Origin of the sequence: Caballeronia sp. GAFFF2 (assembly GCF_023631485.1) — a bacterium.
In the GTDB taxonomy this organism is placed as follows: domain Bacteria; phylum Pseudomonadota; class Gammaproteobacteria; order Burkholderiales; family Burkholderiaceae; genus Caballeronia.
In genome coordinates this window covers 420,818-446,269 of record NZ_JALQDA010000035.1, presented here as the reverse complement: position 1 = coordinate 446,269, position 25,452 = coordinate 420,818, and the positions used below count along the sequence as shown (strand labels likewise).

Here is a 25,452-nt window from a genome sequence, read left to right as displayed (position 1 = left end):
GACGACCATGGAATACGTACGTCTCGGCCAGTCCGGACTCAAGGTTTCGCGCCTGTGTCTCGGCACCATGAACATGGGCACGCCGCAATGGAAGCCCTGGATTTTCGATGAAGCGCAAAGCGAGCCGATCGTGCGCCATGCGCTCGATGCCGGCGTGAACTTCATCGATCTCGCCGATTTTTATTCGACCGGCGTCGGCGAGGAAGTGGTCGGCCGAATCCTGAAGCGGCTCGTACGGCGCGAGGATATCGTCGTCACCACGAAGGTCGGTTACGACATGGCGAGCACGCCGAACGCGGGCGGCCATTCGCGCAAGCACGTGATGGACGGCATCGACGCGTCGCTCAAGCGTCTCGACATGGACTACGTCGACATTTACATGCTGCATTTTTTCGACGTGAACACGCCCGTCGAAGAAACCCTGGCCGCGCTCGACGATATCGTGCGCGCGGGCAAGGCGCGCTATATCGGCGTCTCGACGATGTACACCTGGCAGTTCGCCAAGATCGTGCAGGCGTGCGAACGCCACGGCTGGCACAAGCCGATCAACATGCAATTGCAGTTGAACGCCGCGTATCGCGAGGAAGAGCGCGAGATGATTCCGTATTGCATCGATCAGGGCGTCGGCGTGTCGGTGTTCAGTCCGCTCGCGCGCGGCCTGCTGACGAACGACGCCGGCTCGAATCGCAATCAGACGGACTTCTTCACCGCGCAAATGTATGGCGATGCCGCTTCGCGCAGCGTCGCGGCATCCGTGGCGCGAGTGGCGGCGCGACGCGGCGTGACATCCGCGCAGATTGCGCAGGCATGGGTGCTGAACCGTCCGGGTGTGTCGAGCATGCTGGTTGGCGCGGATTCGGCCGCGCAGTTCGACAGCGCGCTCGCCGCGCTCGACACGCATCTCAGCGACGACGAAATGCACGAACTCGACCGCAACTACACACCGTGCGATCTCATCAACGATTACACGGCGGGACGGCGTATCGCCCGCGAAGCGCGTGAGGCGCGCGGCGCATTCGACGAACTCATGGAGCGCGCGGCATGAGCGACCTTTTACGATCCGGCCATTACATCGACGGCGCGTGGCGAGAAAGCGCAAGCACGTATGCCGTGCGCAACCCAGCGACGGGCGAAGTCATCGCGAACGTGGCGCGCGGCGGCAGCGCGGAGACATCGCTTGCAATCGATGCCGCGAGCAACGCGCTGCCCGCGTGGCGCGCGCTCACGGCGAAGGAACGCGCCGCCCGCGTCAAGCGTTGGGGCGAACTCATGCTCGCCAACCGCGACGCGCTCGCCGCCCTGCTCACGCGCGAGCAAGGCAAACCGCTTGCCGAAGCGCTCGGCGAAGTGGCCTACGCCGCGAGCTTCCTCGAATGGTTCGCGGAAGAAGCGAAGCGCAGCTACGGCGACGTGATCCCAAGCCCGAAGCCGCATTCGCGGATCATCGTCACGCGCGAGCCAGTCGGCGTGGTCGCGGCCATCACGCCGTGGAACTTCCCGCTCGCGATGATCACGCGCAAAGCCGGCCCCGCCATTGCGGTCGGTTGCACGATGGTGCTGAAGCCATCGGAGGAGACGCCGTTATCGGCCTTCGCGCTGGCGGTGCTGGCGGAAGAGGCGGGCATTCCGGCCGGCGTGTTCAACATCGTATCGGGCGATGTGGTGGCTATCGGCGAGACGCTCACGGCGTCGCCGCACGTGCGCAAGCTCTCGTTCACCGGCTCGACGCGCGTCGGCAAACTGCTCGCGAAGCAATCCGCGGATACGCTCAAGAAGCTTTCGCTGGAACTCGGCGGCAACGCGCCCTTCATCGTGTTCGACGACGCCGATATCGACGCCGCCGTGCAAGGCGCGATGACATCGAAGTTCCGCAACACGGGACAGACGTGCGTGTGCGTGAATCGCTTCTACGTGCAGGACGGCGTCTACGATGCCTTCACGCAAGCCCTGACGCGCGCCGTGCACGCCTTGCGAGCGGGCAACGGTCTCGAAGGCGCGTTCGATCAAGGTCCGCTCATCAACGAGGCGGCGCTCGAGAAAGTGAAGACCCATGTCGCGGATGCCGTGCAAAAAGGCGCCAAGGTGCTGACAGGCGGCAAAGCGCATGCATTGGGCGGAACGTTCTACGAGCCGACCGTGCTCGCCGATGCCATACCTTCGATGCTGATCGCGGAGGAGGAAACCTTCGGCCCGGTCGCGGCGTGTTTCCGCTTCGCGACCGAAGAAGAAGTCGTCGCGCTCGCGAACGACACGCCCTACGGCCTGTCGGCCTACTTCTACACGCGCGATCTGGGCCGCGCGTGGCGTGTCGCTCAGGCGCTGGAAAGCGGCATGGTCGGCATCAACGAGGGAATCATCTCGACGGAAGTCGCGCCGTTCGGCGGCGTGAAGCAGTCAGGGCTCGGCCGTGAAGGTTCGAAGTACGGGCTCGATGAATACGTCGAACTCAAATACATGATGATGGCGGGGCTTGGCCGCTGAGTCATCTTCTGTCGGCGCCGCGCGCACGCCATAACCACAAGCACGCACCAGCACGCGCGCGGCAATTCATGCAGTGGAGGAGACACCCTTGGATACTCGAATCGTCATTCCCGATGCGCTCGATGCGCATCTCGCCCCGTCGCCTGGCGCCGGCCGCGTCACGCTCGACGACGTTCCGCTCAACCGCTTTCATATCAAGATCGCGGGGCTGACTTTCGGCGCGCATTTCACGGAAGGTTATGCGCTTGGCACCATCGGTTACGCGCTGGCGTCGATGAACCGGCAGATTCCGCTCGATGCGTTCTGGATGGGCATGCTCGGCTCGTCCGCGCTGATCGGCATCTTCTTCGGCAGCCTCGTATTCGGCTGGCTGTCCGACCGGCTCGGGCGGCAGAAGATTTTTCTGCTGAGCTTCATCATCATCACGGCGGCGGCGTTCGCGCAGTTTTATGCGACCACGCCCGCGATGCTCGTTGCGTTGCGCGTGTTGATCGGCTTCGGCATGGGCGGCGACTTCGCGGTCGGTCACGCGATTCTCGCGGAGTTTTCGCCGCGCAAGCATCGCGGCACCCTGCTCGGCTCGTTCAGCGTGATCTGGACGATCGGCTACGTGATTGCGAACGTGCTCGGCATGCATTACGCCAATGCCTCGCCGGACGCCTGGCGCTGGCTGCTCGCCTCGGCCGGCATTCCGGCGTTTCTCGTACTCGTGTTGCGTATCGGCACGCCGGAGTCGCCGCGCTGGCTGCTCGGCCGCGGTCGTGGCGATGAAGCGCGGCGTATCGTGCGCAAGCACTTCGGCCCGAACGTGACGCTCGACGCCGACGCCGGCGAACACTTCGCTCCGCCCGGCGGCTTCGCGCGGCTCTTCAAGCCGGATCTGATCCGCCGCACCATCTTCAATTGCGCGTTCTTCGTGTGCCTCGTGATCCCGTATTTCGCGATCTACACGTTCCTGCCGAGCATCCTCAAGGCGATCGATCTGAACGAAGGCTCGGGCGCGGATCTGCTGCTCAACGGCGTGCTCGTGATAGGCGCGTTGCTCGGCATCTGGCTGACGATCAAGCTATCGCGGCGCGCGTTCCTGATCGGCTCGTTCGCGGTGACGTGCGTGTCGCTGCTGGCGCTCGCGGTGCTGCCATCGTCGGCGTCGCTCTGGATGATCGCGGCGTTCGCGCTTTTCACACTGACCATGTCCGCGTTTTCAAACCTGGTCGGCGTGTTTCCGCCCGAGTGCTTTCCGACCGAGGCGCGCGCGTGCGGCGTCGGACTGGCGATTGCATGCAGCCGCCTTGGCTCGGCTATCGGCACGTTTCTGTTGCCACTGGGCATTGCGGGCGTCGGCGTCAAGGTAACGATGCTCGCGCTCGCCGCGGTACTGTTCGTCGGGATGCTGGTTTCGATTGCATGGGCGCCGGAAACGAAGCATCTGACGTTGAACGAGGCGAGTGGCAACTGAACTGCTTCAAGGCTGCGCTGCGTTCGCGTTTGTCACCCCTTCGCCGCGCAGCCACTCCGCAAACGCCTGCACATGATCCTGCGCGGCAGCCGACGGCCCGATGTCCAGCCAATATCCATAAGGCCCCGTGGATTCCACCGGCGACAGTTGCGCAAGCGTGCCGTCGTGCAACTCGTCCGCGATCATGTTGCGGTCCACCACCGCGAGGCCGGTTCCGGCTAGCGCGGCGCGAATCGCCTGATCGAGCGTCGAGAACTCGATGCCGTTTTCCGCGAAACCGCGCGACAGGCTCGCGGCATCGAGCCAGTTCGGCCAAAGCGTGAGGCGCGCGTCGTTGTGCAGAACGTGCAGCGCGGGCAGGCGTTGCAGCAGCGCCACGACGTCCTGGCCCGCATACTTCGACGCGCCGACGAGCACATGCCGCTCGATGAACAGCAACGCCGACCGATGATCCGCCCGCGCCTCGTGCCCGAAGCGGATCGTGCATTGAAACTCGCCCGTGGCGTCGGTGCGCACCGAGAGGTCGATGTCGGGCACTGCGTCCATCAGCGAACCGAGACGTGGCGACAGCCAGCGCGATGCGAACGTCGGCGGCGCGCTCACCGTGAGCCGCTTGCGTTCGCTCTTCGGAGAAATCGAGAGCTTGCGGGTCGTGCGTTCAATGGAATCGAACGCCTCGGAGACGCACGCGAGCAACTCCGTCCCTTGCGCGGTCAGGCGTATGCCTTTGTGATCGCGGTCGAAAAGCCGCGCGCCGAGCGCGTCTTCGAGCAGACGAATCTGGCGGCTGACCGCGCCTGGCGTCACGCACAACGCGGCGGCGGATTTGTTGAAGCTCATGTGGCGCGCGCTTTCTTCGAAGAAGCGTAGCGCGGTGAGTGAGGGCAGGCGGCGCATGGTGTCTCGCTAGATTGGTTTTTTTCCTATGGTAACGAGTCGACAGGCGGTTGGGTCCGGCCTTCGCGGCTCAAACCTCAAGGTCGCCGCAGCCTGAGCGCTACAAAAATCCGCATGAGCCTGTTTTGAAGCCTTCAGGCCGCGAATCGTGCGCAACGCCGACCGCCACTCGAAGAACATCGCGCTGTTCTAGTTCACACTCGGCGATGCGGCAATCACGCCCGCCTACAACATCTGACGATGCAGGCTTACAACCCGCCGGGGTTATCCGTGGACGGACGCAAGAGCTCGGCGCCCGGAAACTCGTGACTCATCTTGCCGCCCGCATCCGCGCAAAGCATCGCTGCTGCTCGTCGACCTGTCCGCGCAGCCACTCGCGAAACATCGCGACATGCGGCGCATCGTCCTGTCCCGCGCGCGTCACGAGCCAGTACGACTGATGCCCGTCCACTTCGACATCCAGTAGCGGCACGAGCGCGCCGCGCGCAAGCTCCGGCGCGATCATGTGACGATCCGCGATGGTGACGCCAATGCCATCCACCGCCGCATGGATCGAATGATCGAGCAGGTCGAATTCGTAGCCGTCGTGGGTATCGACATCGTCGATGCCCGCCGCGTTCAGCCAGTGTTGCCATGTGAGATAGCGCTGATCGTTGCTTGCAAGCACATGCAGCAAGGTGAACGCATTCAGGTCCACCGAGGTCGTCGCGCGCTCGCCCAGCAATTCGGGCGAGCACACGGCAACATGCCGCTCGTTCATCAGCAATTGATTGTCGAGCCCGGCCCATTCGCCGTTGCCGAAGCGAATGGCGCAATCGAGCGCGCCGGATTCGACGAGCTCGTCGGTGCGGCGCGTGGTCAGGGTGACTTCGACTTCAGGCGCGGCAGCACGAAGGGATGGCAGGCGCGGCATGAGCCAGCGGCTCGCGAAGGTCGGCGGCACGTTGATGCGCAAGCGCTTGAGATGCGTCTTCTCCTGAATGCTGCGCACCGTCAGCTCGATGCGATCGAACGACATCTTGAGCGCCTGCAGCAGCAGGCGCCCCGTGGCCGACAACTCCAGATGATGATGACGGCGCAGCAGCAAGGCTTCGCCGAGTTGCGTTTCGAGTTGGCGAACCTGACGGCTCACCGCGCTTTGCGTAACGTGCAGCACTTCCGCCGCACGCGTGAAACTACCGGTGTGGCCAGCCACTTCGAAAGCCCTGAGCGCGTTCAGGGCGGGCATCTTCCGCTTCAAAACTGTCTCCTGTCTCGTCTGACGTGCGCGCATTTAACACGCGCTTCACGCCAGTCGTGCCGCTCTTTGGCAGCATTTTACGAATCGAGTCAAATTATGCCGGTTATCCGACCGGCGGCGGCGCGCAACCTAGACCCGCTTCGTTCATGCGGCGACGGGAAGTTCGAGCGGCTTCAACGCCTCGACCACCCCACGACGCGAATCTTCGAGAATCATGTCCGCGCCCTTCTCGGCGACCATCATCGTCGGCGCGTTGAGGTTGCCGGAGGTGATGTTCGGGAACACCGATGCATCGACGATGCGCAAACCCTCGATGCCATGCACGCGCAGACGCTCGTCGACCACGGAGGTGCGCGCGTCCGGACCCATCGCGCAGGAACCGCACAGGTGATAGATCGAGCCGGACTGGTCGCGGAAATACGCGAGCATGTCTTCGTCGCTCTTCACGCCCGGTCCCGGCGAGATTTCCTCGGCCGTGACCTGGCGCAGCGCCTTCGTGCCCATGATGCGGCGAATGAGCTTGCTGCCCTGAATGACTTCGCGGATATCCTTCGCCGTCGTCAGCGCGTTGATGCGGATCTTCGCCGCATCCTCGACCTTCGCCGACGCAATTTCCACCGAACCGCGGCTCGTCGGACGGCACGGATTGAAGCACAGCAAAAAGCCCGAGTACGGTTCCGGTTCGAGTTGCGCCTTGCTGCTCTTCGGAATGCGGTACGACAGCGGGTTGAAGTAGAGCTGCAGGTTTGGCTCCAGCTCGTCGTCGGCGCCCTTGAAGAAGCCGCCCGCCTGGTTCACGCTCATGGCGAGCGGTCCCTTGCGCGTCATCAGATATTGCAGCGCCACCTTCGCCTTGCCGATGAGCGAACCCAACTGGTCGTTCAGCGTCTTTACCGTCGCGCGATAGTAAAAGCTCACGCACAGATGGTCCTGCAGATTCTTGCCGACCGCCGGCAGCTCATGCACGAGCGTCACGCCATGCTTCGCGAGTAACTCCGCTTCGCCGATACCGGAGAGTTGCATGAGCTTCGGTGTATCGACGGCACCCGCCGAGAGAATCACTTCGCGCTTCGCCCGGAACTGCAAGTCCTGGCCATTACGCGAGGCGAGCACGCCCATGGCGCGCGCGCCGTCGAACAACACGCGGCGCACCGTCACGTTGCGCTCGATCTTCAGATTGCCGCGCTCCATCACCGGATGCAGATACTCGAAGCTGCTCGACGAACGCTGACCGTCGCGCGTGTTGACATCGTAGATGCCCGCGCCTTCGTACTTCGGGCCGTTGAAGTCGTCGGTGCGCGGAAAGCCCGCTTCTTCCGCGGCTTGCAGAAAGTCCTGGCAGATCGGATGCGCGTCGTCCTTCATCGGCGAAACGCGGATCTTGCCGTTCGCGCCGTGATACTCCGTGTTGCCAAGCGGATGCGATTCCACGCGACGGAAATAAGGCAGCACGTCCTTGAAGCTCCAGCCGCGATTGCCCGCTTTCGCCCAGTCGTCGAAATCGTGCGGCTGGCCGCGCACGTAGATCATCGCGTTGATGGAGCCGGAGCCGCCCTGCACCTTGCCGCGCGGGCAATACAGCTTGCGGTCGTTCAGCTGCGCTTCCGGCTCGCTGTAGTACATCCAGTTGTATTCGGGGTTGTAGTAGGTCTTGGTGAAGCCGACCGGGACCTTGAACCAGAACGACGCGTCCTCGCCGCCCGCTTCGAGCAGCAGGACCGAATACTGTCCCGACTCCGTCAGACGGTTGGCGAGAATGCAGCCCGCCGAACCCGCGCCCACGATGATGTAATCGAATTCCATGCTTGAGTATTCCGGTGAGTGTCAGCCTTTGGCAGGCGCGAGGTCTTTCACGTCGAAAGGCCGGGGTGTCATCTGCAGATGCAGACGGTCGCCGGTATAAGGCGTATGCGCGCGCACCACGTCCATGTTCAGTTCGACGCCAAGACCCGGCTCGTTCGACGGAATGATGTAGCCGTCTTCCCAGCGAATCGGCGTCTTCAGCACTTCGGCGTGAAAACCGTCCCACGTGCCGATGCTTTCCTGAATCAGGAAGTTCGGCGAGCACGCCGCGATCTGCACGCTGGCCGCCGCGCCGACAGGCCCGTTGTACAGATGCGGCGCGATCTGCGCGTAATGCACTTCGGCGAGACTCGCGATCTTCTTCGCTTCGAGTAGCCCGCCCACGCGTCCGACGTTGAATTGCAGAATCGATGCGGCGCGCGCTTCGAGCAGCTTGAAGAACTCGTACTTCGTGGTCAGACGCTCGCCCGCCGCAATCGGAATGCTCGTCTTCGCGGCGACTTGCGCCATCGCGTCTTCCTGTCCCGGCGGAACGGGCTCCTCGAACCACAGCGGATCGAACTTTTCGAGGCGTTGCGCGAGGCGGATCGCCGACGATGGCACCATCTGTCCGTGCGTGCCGAACAGCAGATCGGCCTTGCTGCCAACCGCTTCACGCACCTTGCGGCAGAAGGTTTCGCAGCGGTCCATGACTTCGAGCGAAATCTGGTGGCCGGAATACGCCGTGTACGGGCCTGCCGGATCGAACTTCACCGCCGTGAAACCGAGTTCGACGTTGTGCGCGGCACATTCCGCCGCGAGGTCCGGGTCGTCGTAGTCGTATTCGCCACGACTGTTCTTCGGATAAAGATACGTGTAGGAACGCAGACGCTCGTGCACGCGGCCGCCGAGCAGTTCGTACACCGGTTTGCCCGCCGCCTTGCCGATGATGTCCCAGCACGCCATTTCGAGGCCGCTTACGACGCCCATCATGGTGAGGTCGGGGCGTTGCGTGAAGCCGCTCGAAAAGGCTTCGCGATAGAAGCGCTCGACATGATGCGGATCGTGGCCGAGCAGATAGCGTTCGAATACATCTTCGATGATCGGCGTCATCGCCTTCGGATGAAACGTGGCCGAGTAAATCTCGCCGACGCCCTCGATGCCGCAATCCGTGCGCAGCTTCACGAAGATCCAGTACATGCCACCGACATGCGGCGGCGGCACGGCGACGATATGAGTTTCCAGTGCGGCGATTTTCATTGCTGCGATTCCTTGCGTTCCATGCGTTTGAGCCGATGCTTGAAGACGAGCGCGGCGACACCGCCGAGCGCGGCCATCACGGCGACATAGCCGAAGTACATTTGATAGCCGAGCACGCCGGGATAGTTCTGCGTCAGATGCCCGTTGACGAGCGGCAGGAATGCGTCCGGCGAGTAGCCAATCACCGAGATGAGGCCGATGGCGAGGCCGCTCGTCTCGGCCGGCACCTTGCAGTCGTCGAGCAGGGACCAGTAGAGACCGCGAATGGCATAGGTCATCACGCCGATGAACAGCACGACCACGGCGATCAGCACGTGACTCGAAATGCCCGGCGCGACGATCAGCACGACAAGCGAGAGCGCGGCTGCGAAGAGGGCGAACACAAGCACGGAAGACTTCGAGAAGCGGTCGCCGAGAAAGCCGCCGCCGATGCCGCCGATAGGACGCATCCACAGCTTGAGCGTGGTGATGAAACCCGCCGCGACCACGGAAAGGCCAATCTCCTTCTCATGCAGATACGCCGAGAAGCTGTACGTCGCCCAGAACACCTGATAGCCGCAGAACACGATGGCCGCGAGCAGCCACAATTGCGGATTCTTCAGCAGCAGGGCAAGGTCGCGCAGCACGTTGCTCTTGCGCTTCGCCACGGCGGTGGCGCCCGCGTCGGGATCGCGAACCAGCCCGAGCACCACGCCAAGCAGGATGCACAGAAACGCGTACATATAGACCACAAGCTTGAAACCCGCCGCGGTGGAGTCGCCGCGCGTGTGCGTCACATAGGCGAAGACCGAAATCGCGATGGTCGCGAGCAGCGCTTCGATCAAGCCGCGACCGCCATCGAGAAAGCCGAAGAAGCGGCCTTGCTCGTCGGCGGCGGCGATCATCTGCACGCGCTTGATGATGGCGGCCCAGAACGTGAGGCCGGTCGTCAAACCCCAGCAGCCGAAGATCACGATCAGCGAGGCGAACGAAGGCGCCGTCGAATACCACAGCCCGAGCGCGCCGGTCGCGATCAACGAAAAACAGATGAGCACGCGCGGCGCGACGCGGTCCGCAAGCCAGCCGCTTGGCAAATAGCAGATCAGGAAGATCGTGCCGAGCGCGGAGTAGAGATAGCCGAGTTGCTCTTCGGTGATGCGGAATACTTCGAGCATCGTCGGCTGATAGACCTGCCGCAGATACAGAATCGGATAGATCGCGCCGGCGGCGACCACGAGCAGCGCGAGTTGCAGATAGCGGTCGGCGCGCGCGCTTTTGAGCGGCAGCGCAGCCGCGCCCTGGCTGGTTTGAGCGGGATTCGATGACACGGGAGGCTCCTCGATGAACCGCGGGCGCAAAGCCCGCAGCCTTCGTATATTTTTGTGTGAGTTGGAAAAGGAAAACGGGCGGCGTCCTCGCGAGAAGACACGGCCTGGGTCAGTACTTCATGACGACGAGACGCGTCTGCGTGAATTCGAGCATGCCGTGCTTGCCGTCGTCACCGCCGATGCCGGAGCGTTTCCAGCCCGCGTGGAAGCCTTGATACGGATCGGCCGGCGTGCGGTTGATATAAAGCTCGCCCGCTTCGATGGAGTTGGCGACCTTCATCGCCGTGCGATAGTTTTCGGTGTAAAGCACGGACGAAAGACCGAATTGATGATCGTTCGCCATCGCGATGGCTTCATCGAGCGTGCCGTAGCGCACGACGGCGAGCACCGGCCCGAAGGTTTCTTCCTGCACGATCTCCATGTCCTGACGGCAGTTGGACAAAAGCGTCGGCGGATAGAAAAAGCCCTTGCGCATCGGCACTTCGCCGCCGGTTTCGAGCACAGCGCCTGCCTCGACCGCGCGCATCACCATGGCGTGAATGCCTTTGCGCGATGCCTCGTTGACGAGCGGCCCCATGAAGCTCGCGTCTTCGAAACGGTCGCCGATCTGCTTGTCCAGCATCTGCTCCTTGAGCAGGCGAACGAATTCATCGTGGATGCTCGCGTGCGCATAAACGCGCTCGATGGCCGTGCAAAGCTGACCGCCATGCGTGAGCTTCGAGGCGACGAGTTCGCGCGCGGCCTTCTGCAAGTCGGCATCCGGCTCGATGATCGCGGGCGTCTTGCCGCCCAGTTCCAGCGAAGGCTTCGCAATATTCGCCTTGCAGTATTCGAGCACCTTGCGGCCCGCGGAAACGCTGCCCGTCAGCGTGATCATGCCGACGGCCGGATGCGTGCAGACGGCTTCGGCGGTGGCGTGATCCATCGCCAGGATATTGACGACGCCCGGCGGCAATGCAGCGCGTTCGACGGCGCGCGCCAATTCGAACGCGGACAGCGGCGTGTTGTTGCTCGGGCGCACGACCACCGTATTGCCCGCGATCAACGCCGGCGCAACCTTGCGCAGCAGCGTGTAGATGGGGAAATTGAAGGGAATCAGGCAGGCGACGACGCCTATCGGCTCGCGATGCAGCACGAGGTTTTCGTCGGGCGTATCGCTCGGAATGACTTCGCCTTCGATGCGCCGCGCCCATTCGCTGTGATAGCGCGTGATCTGCGCGGCGTAGATGGCTTCGTTGGTGGCGTCCGTCAGGCTCTTGCCCGACTCGGAGGCGAGCGCCGCGCCGATATCGGCGGAGGCTTCGACGATGGCGTCCGCGAGACGCTGCATGTGCACCGCGCGCTCGGCGGCGGGCATCACGCGCCAGCGCTTTTGCGCGGTGGCGGCGAATTCAACGGCTTGCAGCGCCTCTTCGCGCGTTGCGTTGTGCACGTGGCCGAGCACTTCTTCGGTAGCCGGATTGACGACGGCGGTGCGTTGATCGCTTGCGGGCGCGATGAAACATCCGTTCACGAAATTGCGTTCTGACTTCATGTTTCTCGATGATTCCTGGTTCGATGACGGGCGACGGCGGCCGCAGCGGAAAAACCAGCGCCGCTGATGTCGCGGCTGCCTCTTACGACTTTCGGCCCATTTTTCCGCGCTTCGCGCTGCAGCGACAAGCGAAGAATTTGCTGGCAGAACATTCAAAAAACTCACGTTCGATGTTCGGCGAAATCCCTTTGCAAGCGCGCGTCGATCACGCACAATCCGTCGCTCATCGTTAGCCATCCTTGGCGTTTTCGCGTGAGCGACACGGACGTCATCGGATAAAACAAGAAAACTTGAGACTTTCATGAGAATTAAAGCCATTCTGTTCGCAGCGGTCTGCTGCCTGTCTTCCTCCGTCTTTGCAGCGAGCAGCGTCACGCTATACGGCGTGCTCGACGAAGGCCTCGACTACACGAGCAACGTCGGCGGAAATCACGCCTACGAATTGACGAGCGGTTATGCGTCGGGCAGCCGCTGGGGCTTGCGCGGGGTCGAAGATCTCGGCGGCGCGACTCAGGCCGTGTATCAACTGGAAAGCGGTTTGAACCTGAGCAACGGCGCGGCGGGTCAGGGTGGCCGCATGTTCGGCCGTCAGGCTTTCGTGGGCGTGCAGAACGAACGCTTCGGTTCGGTGACGCTTGGGCGTCAGTACGATTCCGTCGTCGATTACCTTGCGCCGACCACCGTCAACGGCAACTTCGCGGGCTATCTGTTCGCGCATCCGTTCGACAACGACAACACGGACAACTCGTTTCGCGTGAACAACGCGGTGAAGTATGCGAGTCCGTCTTTCGGCGGCTTCAAGTTCGGCGGCTTGTATGGCTTCAGCAACAGCACGGGTTTCGCGGACAACCGCTTGTATAGCGTCGGCGCTTCGTATGCGAATGGCGGCTTGCTGGCCGGCGCGGCATATATGCGCGCGGACGGCGTCGGCGCGGGTGGCATCGGCGCCATCGCGGCCAACGATGCGAGCTTCGTCGCGAGACGCATGCAGGTCTACGGCGCGGGCGTGAACTACTCGTTCGGCCCCGCAACGGCAGGCTTCGCCTATACGAATTCGAGTTATCGCGATCCGTCGACCAATGGCTATATAGGCGGCACGCTCGTGGCAGCAGGCAACACGCTCAACGCCGTCAAGTATCAGAACTTCGAAGTGAACGGCAAGTACCAGTTCACGCCGGCGTTCTTCATCGGCGCGCAGTATGTGTATTCCATCGAGACGTACGACGCGGCTTCAGGCACGGTCAAGCCGAAGATTCACTCGTTCGGCTTGATGGCGGATTACTTCCTGTCCAAGCGCACGGACGTCTATGTGCAAGGCGCCTATCAGAAAATCCACGGGCCTTCGACGGATTCGGTGCTGGACAACGCGTATATTCCGGGCGCGCAGCAAGTGTCGTCGAATTCGAATCAGTTTGTCGCGCGAGTGGCTTTGCGGCACGCGTTCTGATCTAGCTGACATTGAGTTCGTGGTGCGGAAGGCCGGACGCTCGTTCGGCCTTTTTCTTGGGCGTGACGCTCAACTCCCGATCACCACCGAAATCTCCCCTAACGGCGCCTTCGAGCCATTCGGCACGACTGCCCTGAGCGGAAACCCGAGCGTTCCCCTGAACGTGACGAAGCGGCTCATCTGAAAACGCACACCGCCGCCGATGCTCGCAAGCGATGCATTGTTGACCTCGCCCGCTTCGGAGATTCGGTTCCACACGTGCCCTGCATCGAAAAACACAAACGGCTGCATCGCCGCGAAGCCGAACGTGATGGCCGGCGAGCGCAACTCCGTCTGCAGGTTCCAGCCGCGATCGCCTTGCGCCGCGTACGGGTCGTAGCCGCGCACGGTCGAGTCGCCGCCAATCCCGAGTTCCTCGCTCGGCAAAAGCGTGTTGTTGGTCCACTGCACGAGCCCGCGCGCGGATACCGAAAAGCCCGTCGCACCCAGCGGCGTATCGCGTTGCGCGGACAGTTGCAGATACTGATAGCGCGGCTTCGCGCCGAGACGCGCGGTATCGAAGGCGTCGCTGTTGTTGCTGCCGTCGAGATAGCCGGGGCTCGCGTAGAGCGATGCATTCAGATGCGTGTCGCCGGATGCGTCGCTCTTCGTCAAATCGTAGGCAAGCACGAACTGATGGACGTGCGTATTGGCATTGAACACCTGAAAGCCGCCGAATTCGAGGTCGTTGTTCGAGCGCTTGAAGTCGTAGCCGAGTTGCAGTTGCTGCTGCCACGCACCCGCCTTGTCGAGCGGCGGAAGGCGCCAGTCGTAGCGAAAACTGAGCTGCGCGCTCGTGCCCGTCTGTCCGTAACTGTCCGGCAAGCGTGGCGTACTTTGCGCATACACCCCGAACAGTTCGATACGGTCAAGCCACGGCAGCGGCGCAATCAGGTTGAACGAATGCGCGATGAAGCGCGCCCGGTTGGGCCGCCCTTCGATATCCGGATTACCCGAAATGAGGTCGTTGCTCGCCGTCGCCTGATAGCCGATGCGCGCATCCGTGCCGAACAGATTGCCATAGTCGAAACCCGCAAGCAGCCGGTCGCGGCCCAGGTCCGGCACGCCGTCGTTGTTGTAGCCGCCGTAGACGCGCAACGGCAGCCGGTCTTCGGTCTGCAGGACGACATCGGTGGTATTCGCGGCGGCGCCCGGCGCATAGATCACGTCGACACGGCGATACGGGTTCGAATTCAGGAGCGCGAGGCCCGCGGCGACATCGGCTTCGCGGATCGGCTCGCCGGTGGGCAGCGGCATCTCGCGGGCAAGGAGCGCATCGGAGAAATAGCGATTGCCTTGAGGGAGCACGCGCCCCGCGCGAAACTCGGCAATCGCAATGCGCACCACGCCGTCGCTCACGTCCTGCTCGGGCACGTAGACATCGACGAGCGGCAGGCCCGCCTCGCGATAACGCTGCACGACGGCGCGGCGAATTTCGGCCAGACGCGCGAAGGTGAGCGGATGGGCGAGATCGGCCGCGAAGGTATCGAGGAAAGCGGAATCGAGCAGCGGCGCGCCACTGGCCGTGATCGCAGCGCTCTGCGTGCCTTGCGTGCTGGCGGAACCGGCCGCGCCGTCCGAGCGCACGAAAGCGATGCCGCGTAAATCCGCGATCGCTACGGCCTGCGACGCATCGCCGGATTCGGCGGGCGGCTGCGGTGCACGCGGACGCTCGGCGGCGGGCGGGGCAATCGGCGCGACGTCTTTATATGATTGCGCGTGCGCTGCATCGGTATAAGCGGCGGCATAAACAGCGGCATGAGCGGCGGCAATGCAACACGCGAGCCGCGTGAACCGCACGCTCCCCTTCGATGCCCGCGTCATGCGCTACCAGCGCGCCGATGCGCGGGCCAACCACGGCGAATATCGAAAGTCTGTCGCAAAGGCGCTCCTCGTCTCAATGTCCGCATCGTCACGCGGCGGCCTGACATCGTACTCGCTAATGGCGTGACCGTGAGCGCGCGAGGCGAAGCTCGAAAGCGCCACGATGTCGGTGTCGATCACGAATTGGTCGCACACGTGCTCAGGCGCCGTTCCGGTTTCAGGTAGCATCGGGTGCGAACGCGCCTCGACCAAGGGCCGTTCCGAACGCAAACGAGTGTCATGACAAAAATAGCAGACGAAACGCCGCAGTTTTCCGATCAGACACAGAGCGAGACAACGCCGGAGTCCTCATCCATCGCACGGACCGGACCGCTCACCGAAGCCAAGCTCTTCGGCCGTCAGACACCGCCTTCGGGCGGCGACCCGCTTCCGCCGCCACCGCCCGGCGGCGCGGGCAGCAGTTATCGCGCGCTCGCGGGCCTATTGTGCGGCTATGCGCTGCTCGTCGCGGGAAACGGACTCTTCCAGACGCTGATACCGCTGCGCATCCTGCAGGCGGGTTATCCGACGCTCGTGATCGGCCTCATTCAGTCGTGCTATTACCTGGGCTTCATTCTCGGCGCGGTGGTGAACCGGCGGCTCATCGACCGGATCGGGCAGCATCGGACATTCGTGGCTTTTTCAGCGGCCGCGTCGATTCTCGCGCTGGCGTTCGGCGCGAGCGAGTCGCCGTGGCTCCTCGCGCTCGTGCGTATTCTGACGGGCGTCGCGTTCATGGGGCTTTATACGTCCATCGAGAGCTGGCTCAACGGCACGGTGGAGAACGAGCGGCGCGGCCAGGTCTTCGGCTCGTATGCGGCCATCAACTATCTCGCGGTCGGCACCGGGCAGTTCTTGCTCAATGTCGGCGCGGGCACGGGTGCGCAGCAATTCTCCATCGCCGCCGCGCTGTTCGCCGCCGCCGTGCTGCCCGTGACCTTGCTGGAAGGCTGGCCCGTCAAGGTCGCCGATGAAAACCTCGACCGCGTGCCCGCCCGAACCTGGCGCGAGAGCCTGCGCGAGATGATGGCCGCGACGCCGCTCGCGGTTCCGGGCTGCATTCTCGCGGGCTTTCTCTACAGCGCGTTCTATTCGATGACGCCGGTCTATCTTCAACGCTCCGGTTTTTCGACGAGCGAACTCGCGACCTTCATGGGCGTGGCGCTGATCGGCGCACTCCTGCCGCAATGGCCGATGGGCCGTCTCTCCGACAAAGTGGACAGACGGCGTCTCGTGTTTTACACGGCATCGATTTCGGCGACCTTGAGCTTCGTGCTGCTGTGCTTCGATTTTCGCGCGGTGGTGTGGTGCGGCACGCTGGCGTATGTCGCGGTGACGTTCACGCAATACGGGCTCATCGTTTCGCACGTGCATGATAGAACGGAGGCGCATTTGCGCGTCGCCATCTCGGCGACCTTGCTCGTGCTGTTCTCGCTCGGCGGCATGACCGGTCCGGCGCTGGCTTCGCTATTGATGACCGTCTTCGGTCCGCGCGGACTCTTTCTCTTCAACGGGCTGTCGTGCGTGTTGCTCGCGCTCTGCGCACGCCGGGCCCTTCATGCCGGTTCCGGCAGCGTCGCCGCGAGAACGGCTGGCTGACCCAAGCACTCAATGAGCGCGCCGGATCGCCGCCGAAAAGTCTTCGTCGATCAGCGCGCCTTCCGGCCGTACGATGAGACTGCGCCGCTTGAGTTCATCGAACGTCGAGGTGTTGTCGAGCAGGCCCATGCGATAGGTGTAGTCGTCGGCGTGACCGCTTAGCAGCACCTTCCAGCTATAACGAAGATGCGGCGCGACCGTTCGCGCGTGATGCAGGATATTGCTCGTGCAGTTGTTGAAGAGCGTGTGATAGAACTCGGGGCGTTCGTTCAGGTCGTTCACGCGCCGCATGTAGTCTTTGAACAGCGCGCGCACGGTGGCGGCCGTGACCTGCGCGCGATACAGCGACACGCGTTCGCGCCGTATATCGGTACGCACGCCGATCAGATCGCGCTCGTCGGCCACGACATAGATCAGATCGTAATGCTTGAAGAAGCCGCGCCACGTCGAATAATGCTGCCCTTGCCGACGGCGCGTTTCGATGGAGATGGAGAGATAACGGCCATCGTCGAAACCGAAGCTTACGAACACATGTGCAATGGATTCATGCGTCCAGCGCGACACCACGAGATCGACCGTCTGTAGTCGCGAGATCTCATAGATGGCGTCGAAATAGGCGGGCGTGGCTTCGTCCCGCGTTCGGTAGACAAAGTTGCGGACATTGCGAATACGCACTTGGTCGCCGCACCACATGGCGGACGCGGTCCGTGCATATTCCTCCACCCAAGGCGCGCTCTTTTCAGTGCCGGATTTCACGGTCGGACTCCATGAAAGGCTCGTGACCAACCGCCACTGTACCGCGAGACTTCGCGCGACTCGAAGCGCGGAACGATTCATGCGAAAGCGCCGGTATGCCCGAATATCCGCATGAATGCGCCGGTCTGAAAACAAGGATTGCGATGCCCGCTTACAATTGCTTCATCAGCCAGGATGCGCCGCCCGGAGTAGAAATGACCGGCCGTGCCGCATCGACATGCAGAAAAAAATCCGGTTCAAAGACCGGCGTGCGAACCGTAAATCGTCTTCGACCATCGAATCACGGCCGTACGAAGCCCGCGACCCGATCGTCGTCTTAATGCGTCTGCTGCCTGGAAGCTTGCGGCCATTGGACAAACCGGCGCGCCTTTGCGCCGCCGAAACGCCTTATCGAGACAATGACGGACAACTCCTCCACCGCACACAGCAGTGAATTCAATGCGCCCGATGCATCGGCGTATGCCGAATGCGCGCGCGAGCCCATTCACGTTCCTGGCGGCATCCAGCCGCACGGTCTTCTCTTGAGCATCGACGCACAAGGCACGATCTTGCAAGTGAGTGGCAATGTCGCGCAACTCACGTCGATCGCGCCCGAGCGTTGCCTCGGCGAGCCGCTGTCGTTCGTCATCGGCGATGAAGCCAGCCGCCGCGCCGTCGCCGAATTGGGAAGGCTTACGCGCGATGGCGCGACGATCCACACGGGCAATGTCGTCATCGATCATTGGAGCCAAAGGGGCCCGTTCGCGCTCGTCGTGCATCGGCATGAAGGCTTGCTCTTCGTTGAACTGGAACCCGCGCAACATACCGCCGAAGTGTTTTCGAGCATGTATCCGCTCGTGCGCTCCTTCGTCACCGAAGTGCAGTCCATGCGCACGGTCGAGCAGCTTTGCCAGTTCGCGGCGACGGAGATTGCGCGCATTACCGGTTTCGGGCGGACGCTCGTCTATCAATTCGACGAAGCCGGCAACGGCCACGTGCTCGCCGAAGCCATTGAGCCGGGCTATCAGTCATACCTGAACCAGTATTTCCCCGCGTCCGACATTCCCGCCCAGGCGCGCGAACTCTACAAGCGCAATCGCATCCGCCTGATTTCGAACGCCGATTACGAAGCCGCGCCGCTCGTGCCCGCGTTGCATCCGCAAACTGGCCGGCCGACCGATCTCACTTACGCGTCCTTGCGCAGCGTCTCGCCCGTGCATCTGCAATATATGCGCAACATGGGCACGCTTGCCTCGATGTCGATGTCCATCGTCGTCGACGACGCGCTCTGGGGATTGATCTCCTGTCATCACGCGACGCCGCGCCTGCCGCCCTTCGAAGTACGCACGGCTTGCGAGCATGTCGCGCAGATCGTCTCGCTGCAGATCGAGGCGCGTGAAACACAAAACGAAGCGCATTACCGGCTCGAACTGCGCCGCATGCTTTCGAAGCTGCTTTCGTCGATGGCCAATACCGACAGCTTCGTCGAAGCCCTGGTCAACGACTCGAACGACCTGCTCGGCTTGACGCGGGCATCGGGCGCGGCGGTGATCTTCGAGGGGCGCACGTCGCTCATCGGCGTGACGCCGAGCGAGCACGACGTGACAGCGCTCGTCGACTGGCTCGATCAGCAAAGCGAGGACGTGGTGCTGTCGGATCGCGCATCGGCGGATTGTCCCGTGCTGCCAGATTCGCCGAATGTCGCGGGTTTTCTCGCAGTATCGATCTCGAAGATCTATCGTAATTACGTGATCTGGTTTCGCCGCGAGGTCGTGCAGACGATCGAATGGGCGGGCGATCCGCGCGCGAAGCTAACGGGGCTTTCCTCTTCGCTCTCACCGCGCGTGAGCTTCGAAACGTGGACCGATGAGGTGCGCAATCGCTCCTTGCCGTGGCGCACCGCCGAGCGCGAGATTGCGCTGGAGTTCCGCGCGGCCGTGCTCGGCATCGTGCTGCGGCGTGCGGAAGAGATCGCGCAACTGGCGACTGAACTCGGCCGCGCAAATCACGAACTGGAAGGCTTTTCGTACACGGTGTCGCACGATCTGCGAGCGCCGTTGCGGCATATCGTGGGCTTTGCGGATCTGCTCAAGCAGATGGACGGCCAGAAACTGTCGGAGCGTGGGCGCGGCTATCTGGAGCGTATCGTGACATCGGCACGCTTCGGCGGGCGTCTCGTCGACGACCTGCTTTCCTTCGCACAACTCGGCCGCGCGGCGTTGCGGCCGCATAAGGTCGATATGCATGCGCTCGTGCATACGGTCATCCAGACCGACATCGACGAGGAAACGTCAGCGCGTGTGCACTGGAAGGTGGATGCGCTGCCGCCCACCGAAGCGGATCACGTTTTTTTGCATGTGGCGTTGAACAACATCATCGCCAATGCGGTCAAGTTCAGCGGCGCGCGCGAGCAACCGGTCATCGAAATCGGCTCGCGGGAAGGCACGGCCGAACTCGCGGGCTACACGGTGTACTTCGTGCGCGACAACGGCGTGGGCTTCGACATGCGCTACGTGGACAAGCTCTTCGGCGTGTTCCAGCGGCTACACGTCGATGAAAAATTCGATGGCACGGGAATCGGACTTGCGAACGTGCGGCGGATCATCGAGCGTCATGGGGGCAAGGTCTGGGGCGAAGGCCAGCCGGATCACGGCGCGACGTTCTTCATTGCGTTGCCTAAGCAGTATCGACCGGAAAGCGGCGTGCGGCGCGATACGGCGGCTTCGGCGCTGGCGCGGCTGGCAGCGGGAACGGGCGGCGCGGCGCAGGATTTCGAACAGCTCGTCAAGCGCTCGGAAGAGAAGAAATAAGCGCTTCGTTATTTGAGCAAAAGGGGCTGCAATCATGAGATCGCAGCCCCTTTTTTATCGCGTGATGCTACGGCAACAACGAAGCACGCACGCTTAGAAGCGGTGACGCAAGCCGACCGCCGCCGCCACTTGATTCTGCGTCGTCGAAGGCGACAACGTGTTGATCATCGCGACATTGGCGCCTGCATTGCCAAGCTCGCCCGAGGCATGCTGATACACGCCTTCGACGTACACATCCGTGCGACGCGAGAGCGAGTAATCCGCCTTGAGCGACACCGTATGCCACTTCGGATCGCCCGAGCCGTTTGCGCCGTTGATCTTGCCGTCGGTGTACGCGTAGGACGCGTCGAGATCGAGCGCAGGCGTCAACGCATAGCGGCCGTTCAGTTCGAAGTTGTTCATATGCAGGTTCGTGCCGCCCGGCAACGCGAACGTGGAGCCGCCTTGCGACGCCGCGATCAGGTTGTCGTAATGCGTATTCGTCCACACGAAGCCGACGGTCGCCGGGCCATAAGCGTAATTCAAGCCTGCGCCGAAGGTGCGTTGCTGATCGGCGGTCAGATTGTTGTTGCTGCCTTGACCCGCCGCTACCGCGCCGCCCGTATTGCCCGTGCGCGAGTTATTGATTTGCAGGTAAGACGCCGCAAAGTTCAACGGACCCGTGCTGTACGAAGCACCCGCACTCCATGCGCGATTGTTCGAGAACTGGCCGGCGTCATTGCTGAAGCCATACAAGCCGCCGAACTTGAAGCCGCCGTAGTTGGCGCTTTGATACTTCACTGCATTCTTGATCGAAAACGAGTTGTCGAGGTTGTCGTTATCGAACGGATGCGCCGTCAGGTTATTGCCATAGCCGCCGCCCGGTTCCGACAAGGGCGCGAGGTAATCGACCATGGAGTCGTATTGGCGACCGAGCGTGATCGTGCCGTACTGGTCATGTTGCAAGCCGACATACGCCTGACGACTGAACATGGAGTTGCTTTCGCTATAGCTGCCGTTGTTGAGGTTGAAGCCGCTTTCTAATTTGAAAAGCGCGTGCATTCCGCCACCCAGATCTTCAGACCCGCGCAAACCGAAATATGTATCCGATACCGAACCACTGCCTTGCTGCCAGTTACTGTGTCCCGCAGAGTTGTTGGTGTAGACGAGGCCCGCGTCGAGCGTGCCGTACAAGGTGACGCTGCTTTGCGCCTGAGCCGTGGCGGCGAATGTGCCAAGAACGCCTGCGATGAGAAGAGTTTTTTTCATGGTTCTCTAAGTGCCCTGCTAAGTGTTCATGTTCAAGACCAGGCTTCTTCAAGATCAGGCTACCGCGCAAGCAGAAGCTCGCTCCTCAAGAAACTTGAGGGACACTATATGTGAGCACTTCGTTTATTCCGCTGCGGTCGCCAGGAAACAATATTTTGCTAAAACCGCACTAAGCTAAGTGGACGCTTCATATCCCTTTAAGCTCAGACGCTTAGGTCTCTTGGCGAGTAATACAGACGAGGTTTCGTGTTGTGCATGAACGACGGCATTCCACCGATCCACGCAAGAGCCATTTGCGAGCCATGCGGTTTGTTGTTGGCAATCGGGTTGTTACGCTTCGTCATGTCCTGAAGAACTCCGAATTGCAGTCCAGGGACAGGGGCGGCTTCGCGAGAGGAAGCCGCCCTTTTACGCTTCGATTGCGCTTAATTGTCAAGCGTCGCTAAACGCGCTTTCATGACTTAAAGCGCTTAAGCCGCACGCTTGGGAAATGCTAAGAAAACGCTAAAAAAACTTAAGAAGCGCGCTTGACGAATTGCGCGACGAACGTGCGCGTCGAGTCATCGGCGAAGCGGACGGCAACGCTTTCACCGCTCATCATTTCCACCGTGCCCACGCCATAGCGACGCACGCGAACACGATCGCCCGCTTCGAAAGTCTTTAGTTTGCCCAGCGGCTTCGACGCTTCATCGACGCGTGCGTGCTCACGTTCTTCACGCGCGCTTATGCTGATCTCCGGCGGATGCAGGCAATTATCGCAAGCGCCGCATGTCTTGCCGCCAAGCTCGTCCTCCGGCGATCGATAATTCATCTCCGCCTGACGCAGAAGCTCATGCGACTTTGCATCGTCGATATCGGCAGCGAAATAGTCGAGCACGATGCGCCAGCGGCATTGCGCGCTCTGCACGTACGTGATCATTCGTTCCAGCACCGCGCGGTCACGCTCCGCTCTCGCGGTGTACGCGCCCGCTGCTTGATCGAGATGCGCGAAGGCCGCGCCATCGTCGATGAGTTTCATGCCGCCGCGCTGCGTGCGCCGCGTCATGCCGAGTTCGTTCAACAATGTTGCCGCCACGCGCAACTTGTTCGCACCGATATTCGGCATCGCTTCCTGCAAGCGTTCAAGCGGCTTCTGCAGCGTGTGGCCAGCGTCTTCCTTGGCGAGCTTGCATACGGTTTCGGCCACGAGTCGAATAGTCTCCGCACTCGGATAGCGGCCACCGAGAAAGAACTGCTGAACCTGCTTGTCCTTCATCTCGAAGAGCAGAATGCAATCCGCAGGCTCGCCATCACGGCCCGCGCGGCCTGCTTCCTGATAGTACGCATCGAGGCTGCCGGGCATCTGCGCATGCAGCACGAAGCGAATGTCCGGCTTGTCGATCCCCATGCCGAATGCATTGGTCGCCACCATCACGCGCACGCGATCTTCCATGAAAGCGTCCTGCGCTTCCGAACGTACACTCGCCGCGAGCTTGCCGTGATAACGCTCGGCCTCCACGCCGGCATCGACGAGCGCGGCATGCAGCGCCTCGCACTCGGCCACTGTCGAGCAATACACAATGCCGCTGCCTTGCATTGCGCTCACGCGTTCGATTGCACGCGCGCGTTTTTCCTCGGGATTCGTCAACTGCTCGACGGAGAAATGCAGGTTCTCGCGATACACGCCCGTATGGATCACGTTTGCATGGCGCATTTGCAATTCGCGCACGATGTCCGTGACGACCGCGGGCGTCGCGGTTGCCGTCAGCGCGAGCACGGGCGGTCGGCCCAGCGTCTTGACCGCATGAATGAGTTCGACGTACGCAGGACGGAAGTCGTGTCCCCACTGCGAAATGCAATGCGCTTCGTCGATCACCACGAGCGGAACTTCGGGCATGCCATCGGCAAGAAGTGTTGCGTTGAACTCGGCATCGACGAGACGCTCGGGCGTGACGAACAGTATGCGAACCGCATGATCGGCGATGGCCTGCATGGCTTCGCGCGCTTCGCTTGCCTTGAGCGTGCTATTCAGAACCCTCGTCGCCACGCCCGCTTCCGCGAGCTTGGCAGCCTGATCGCGCATCAACGATATGAGCGGCGATACCACGATCGTCATGCCTTCGAATTGCAGCGCCGGCAGTTGATAGCAAAGCGATTTGCCGGCGCCTGTCGGCATGACGGCGAGCGTATCGGCGCCGTCGAGCACGCTTCGAATGACCTCTTCCTGACCCGGCCGCAGGTGCGGAAATCCGAATACCTTGAGTAGTGCCTTTTCCAGTTCGGCGTCGAGCGGTCGCGACGAACGGCTCTTGCGTGTGCGGCTATCGTTCATAAGTCGGAGATGGCGAGGGCTTAGTCTTTCCAGTCTTTTCTTTTCGAATCGGCCTTGCCAGAGCCACTGCTCTTGGCGTTCTTCTGTTTCACGCGTTCCTCTTCGGTACGCGCGAGCGTCGTGGGATCGGTGCCCGCCTTGCCTGCGGCGCCCGCGCCACCTGCCGTTCCAGCCGACTTGCCGGATGCGCCGGAGCCCGATTGCGTGTTGCCCGGCACGGTGCTCTCTTCAGCATGCGCCGCGATCGAGCCGATGAGTCCGGTCAACGCAACGGCGCAGCACAGGATGGAAGACGCTGTCTTTTTCATTGTCGATACCTCGATGGAGGCTGGCGCTTATGCAGGAGTTGCCGCGCTGCCTTCGAACAGCATCAAAGCAATCAGCAGACCCAGCACCACTTGCTTGAAGAAAGCGCCAAGGCAATGAAGAAATGTCCCGTTGATTCTTCCGTGCTTTGCATGCGTTCCATGCCTCGAACGGTCGTTCGTAAAAAAATCAGGGAAAACCCGCTCGATGCCAAAAGGTGCGGAAACGAGACCAGATAAGCCTCACCGCAAGCTGGTTTTCAATTGGAAACAATTTCGAAGAAGGTAAAGCGAACCATCGGAACGTCAATTGCTCAGATGTTTACTTTACGATTCGAGCAGGAAAAGGACTATGAAGAAAGGCATCGATGCCGCCATCCCCGAGTTTCGACAGCGCCGAACCGCGCAACTCGCGGAAAGCGAACTCAGGCATCTGGAATTGATTCTCGCAAGCTATGCCGGGCCGCCCGACGTGGCGCCGGGACGCTTTCCGACCGGATATTGGGACAAACGCATCGCCCAGCTCGATGCCGACTACGATCTCGTCCCGTCGCAGTGCCATCGCGTCGCCTCGCTGCAACGCAAGCTTGCCCTTTTGGATAACGCGCTCGACTCCGCGTACCCCGAGTCGCATGAGGACGCTCAGAACCGGCGCGCAGCCGCCTGAGTTTGGTCCGTTCCAGGCCCACCGACTACTTTGCTCGCCGGATAGCCATACGCGCTACATCCGCCGCGAGATCCGCGCAAAGCTCGGCCCACTTGCCGAGCAGCGATGAATCGTTAGTCAGGAAGTACGGCGAGCCTGCCCAGACCGGGCCGTTTTCATCGTCGTAAGCCACTTCGAAGATTCGCAGGTCTTCGTCATCGCCTTTGCCCATTGCGACGAGTTCGGCAAACGAGTGAACGTGTTTGAGCGCGACATCGTAGATGCCGATGCCGCGCAAGACCGCCATCACCGTCTTGCCGATTCGCCATGCCGCTTCGCGGCTGTCCGCCATGACGAAGGCCACGCCTTCCACGGGCGTTTCGAGTGTGATCCGGAAAAGCCGGGTCCTGCATTCGTTGCTGAGTTGGGTATTCATGGTCCGCAAGCTGGCGCGCCGCTTTGGCTCTACTCCAATCGAAGAAAGAGCCG

Annotated in this window: 20 protein-coding genes; 8 read left to right on the top strand and 12 right to left on the bottom strand. The window is 62.0% G+C overall.

The genetic code is table 11. The features are described from left to right. Positions 1 to 7 precede the first annotated feature (7 nt). The 3 genes from NCT04_RS28150 (at position 8) to NCT04_RS28140 (ending at position 3,940) form a co-directional block, all read left to right on the top strand. Positions 8 to 1,045, top strand: coding sequence for an aldo/keto reductase (locus NCT04_RS28150; protein ID WP_244829807.1), 1,038 nt, complete (start codon positions 8 to 10; stop codon positions 1,043 to 1,045). After that, positions 1,042 to 2,481 (top strand): NAD-dependent succinate-semialdehyde dehydrogenase, encoded by a 1,440-nt coding sequence (locus NCT04_RS28145; protein ID WP_250469094.1) that lies wholly within the window; start codon positions 1,042 to 1,044, stop codon positions 2,479 to 2,481. The genes NCT04_RS28150 and NCT04_RS28145 overlap by 4 nt, the downstream gene beginning before the upstream one ends. Before the next feature lie 100 nt (positions 2,482 to 2,581). Continuing rightward, complete coding sequence (locus NCT04_RS28140; RefSeq protein ID WP_502800709.1) at positions 2,582 to 3,940, top strand: MFS transporter; 1,359 nt, start codon at positions 2,582 to 2,584, stop codon at positions 3,938 to 3,940. A gap of 6 nt (positions 3,941 to 3,946) precedes the next feature. On the opposite strand, the gene NCT04_RS28135 is transcribed toward NCT04_RS28140, so the two are convergent. The 6 genes from NCT04_RS28135 to aldA all read right to left on the bottom strand — a co-directional run bounded on the left by NCT04_RS28135 (position 3,947) and on the right by aldA (position 11,960). Further along, positions 3,947 to 4,837: a LysR substrate-binding domain-containing protein gene (locus tag NCT04_RS28135; protein WP_250469092.1), complete on the bottom strand. Its 891-nt coding sequence runs from the start codon at positions 4,835 to 4,837 to the stop codon at positions 3,947 to 3,949. A 310-nt stretch (positions 4,838 to 5,147) separates the two neighbouring features. Continuing rightward, entirely contained in the window at positions 5,148 to 6,065 is a 918-nt protein-coding gene (locus tag NCT04_RS28130; protein WP_250469090.1) for a LysR substrate-binding domain-containing protein, read from the bottom strand. A gap of 156 nt (positions 6,066 to 6,221) precedes the next feature. Beyond that, a complete protein-coding gene (locus tag NCT04_RS28125; RefSeq protein ID WP_250469083.1) occupies positions 6,222 to 7,880 on the bottom strand; it encodes a GMC family oxidoreductase in 1,659 nt (552 codons plus the stop codon). 21 nt (positions 7,881 to 7,901) lie between these two features. Further along, positions 7,902 to 9,119: a mandelate racemase/muconate lactonizing enzyme family protein gene (locus tag NCT04_RS28120; RefSeq protein WP_244829812.1), complete on the bottom strand. Its 1,218-nt coding sequence runs from the start codon at positions 9,117 to 9,119 to the stop codon at positions 7,902 to 7,904. Next, positions 9,116 to 10,441, bottom strand: a complete 1,326-nt coding sequence (locus NCT04_RS28115) for an MFS transporter (protein WP_350030048.1) — start codon at positions 10,439 to 10,441, stop codon at positions 9,116 to 9,118. Before NCT04_RS28115 ends, NCT04_RS28120 begins: the two co-directional genes overlap by 4 nt. Positions 10,442 to 10,535: 94 nt before the next feature. Continuing rightward, positions 10,536 to 11,960 carry an aldehyde dehydrogenase gene (gene aldA, locus NCT04_RS28110; RefSeq protein ID WP_250469081.1) on the bottom strand — a complete coding sequence of 475 codons (1,425 nt, stop codon included), beginning with the start codon at positions 11,958 to 11,960 and terminating at the stop codon, positions 10,536 to 10,538. Positions 11,961 to 11,968: 8 nt separating this feature from the next. Here aldA and NCT04_RS28105 point away from each other — a divergent pair, with 8 nt between their 5' ends. Then, complete coding sequence (locus NCT04_RS28105) at positions 11,969 to 12,193, top strand: hypothetical protein (RefSeq protein WP_250469080.1); 225 nt, start codon at positions 11,969 to 11,971, stop codon at positions 12,191 to 12,193. A 68-nt stretch (positions 12,194 to 12,261) separates the two neighbouring features. Beyond that, positions 12,262 to 13,407, top strand: coding sequence for a porin (locus tag NCT04_RS28100; protein WP_250469079.1), 1,146 nt, complete (start codon positions 12,262 to 12,264; stop codon positions 13,405 to 13,407). A gap of 69 nt (positions 13,408 to 13,476) precedes the next feature. Here NCT04_RS28100 and NCT04_RS28095 read toward each other — a convergent pair whose 3' ends face one another. Then, positions 13,477 to 15,246 (bottom strand): ShlB/FhaC/HecB family hemolysin secretion/activation protein, encoded by a 1,770-nt coding sequence (locus NCT04_RS28095; RefSeq protein WP_250469078.1) that lies wholly within the window; start codon positions 15,244 to 15,246, stop codon positions 13,477 to 13,479. A gap of 303 nt (positions 15,247 to 15,549) precedes the next feature. On the opposite strand from NCT04_RS28095, the gene NCT04_RS28090 reads away from it, so the two are divergent. Further along, positions 15,550 to 16,908 (top strand): MFS transporter, encoded by a 1,359-nt coding sequence (locus tag NCT04_RS28090; protein WP_244829817.1) that lies wholly within the window; start codon positions 15,550 to 15,552, stop codon positions 16,906 to 16,908. A gap of 9 nt (positions 16,909 to 16,917) precedes the next feature. Here the strand turns inward: NCT04_RS28090 and NCT04_RS28085 are convergent, their stop codons facing one another. Then, positions 16,918 to 17,664, bottom strand: a complete 747-nt coding sequence (locus tag NCT04_RS28085) for an Lnb N-terminal periplasmic domain-containing protein (protein ID WP_250469077.1) — start codon at positions 17,662 to 17,664, stop codon at positions 16,918 to 16,920. A gap of 398 nt (positions 17,665 to 18,062) precedes the next feature. On the opposite strand from NCT04_RS28085, the gene NCT04_RS28080 reads away from it, so the two are divergent. Continuing rightward, positions 18,063 to 20,453: an ATP-binding protein gene (locus NCT04_RS28080; RefSeq protein ID WP_250469076.1), complete on the top strand. Its 2,391-nt coding sequence runs from the start codon at positions 18,063 to 18,065 to the stop codon at positions 20,451 to 20,453. A 93-nt stretch (positions 20,454 to 20,546) separates the two neighbouring features. Here the strand turns inward: NCT04_RS28080 and NCT04_RS28075 are convergent, their stop codons facing one another. The 3 genes from NCT04_RS28075 to NCT04_RS28065 form a co-directional block, all read right to left on the bottom strand. Beyond that, positions 20,547 to 21,701, bottom strand: a complete 1,155-nt coding sequence (locus NCT04_RS28075; protein WP_250469075.1) for a porin — start codon at positions 21,699 to 21,701, stop codon at positions 20,547 to 20,549. A 514-nt stretch (positions 21,702 to 22,215) separates the two neighbouring features. After that, the gene (locus tag NCT04_RS28070; RefSeq protein ID WP_244829821.1) at positions 22,216 to 24,012 is read right to left on the bottom strand and encodes a RecQ family ATP-dependent DNA helicase; all 1,797 of its coding nucleotides are present in this window, start codon (positions 24,010 to 24,012) and stop codon (positions 22,216 to 22,218) included. A 20-nt stretch (positions 24,013 to 24,032) separates the two neighbouring features. Further along, on the bottom strand, positions 24,033 to 24,320 hold the full coding sequence (locus NCT04_RS28065; RefSeq protein WP_250469074.1) for a hypothetical protein: 288 nt from the start codon (positions 24,318 to 24,320) through the stop codon (positions 24,033 to 24,035). 349 nt (positions 24,321 to 24,669) lie between these two features. Here NCT04_RS28065 and NCT04_RS28060 point away from each other — a divergent pair, with 349 nt between their 5' ends. Beyond that, positions 24,670 to 24,984, top strand: a complete 315-nt coding sequence (locus NCT04_RS28060) for a hypothetical protein (RefSeq protein WP_244829823.1) — start codon at positions 24,670 to 24,672, stop codon at positions 24,982 to 24,984. A 25-nt stretch (positions 24,985 to 25,009) separates the two neighbouring features. On the opposite strand, the gene NCT04_RS28055 is transcribed toward NCT04_RS28060, so the two are convergent. Then, on the bottom strand, positions 25,010 to 25,399 hold the full coding sequence (locus tag NCT04_RS28055; protein WP_250469072.1) for a hypothetical protein: 390 nt from the start codon (positions 25,397 to 25,399) through the stop codon (positions 25,010 to 25,012). Positions 25,400 to 25,452: the final 53 nt, after the last annotated feature.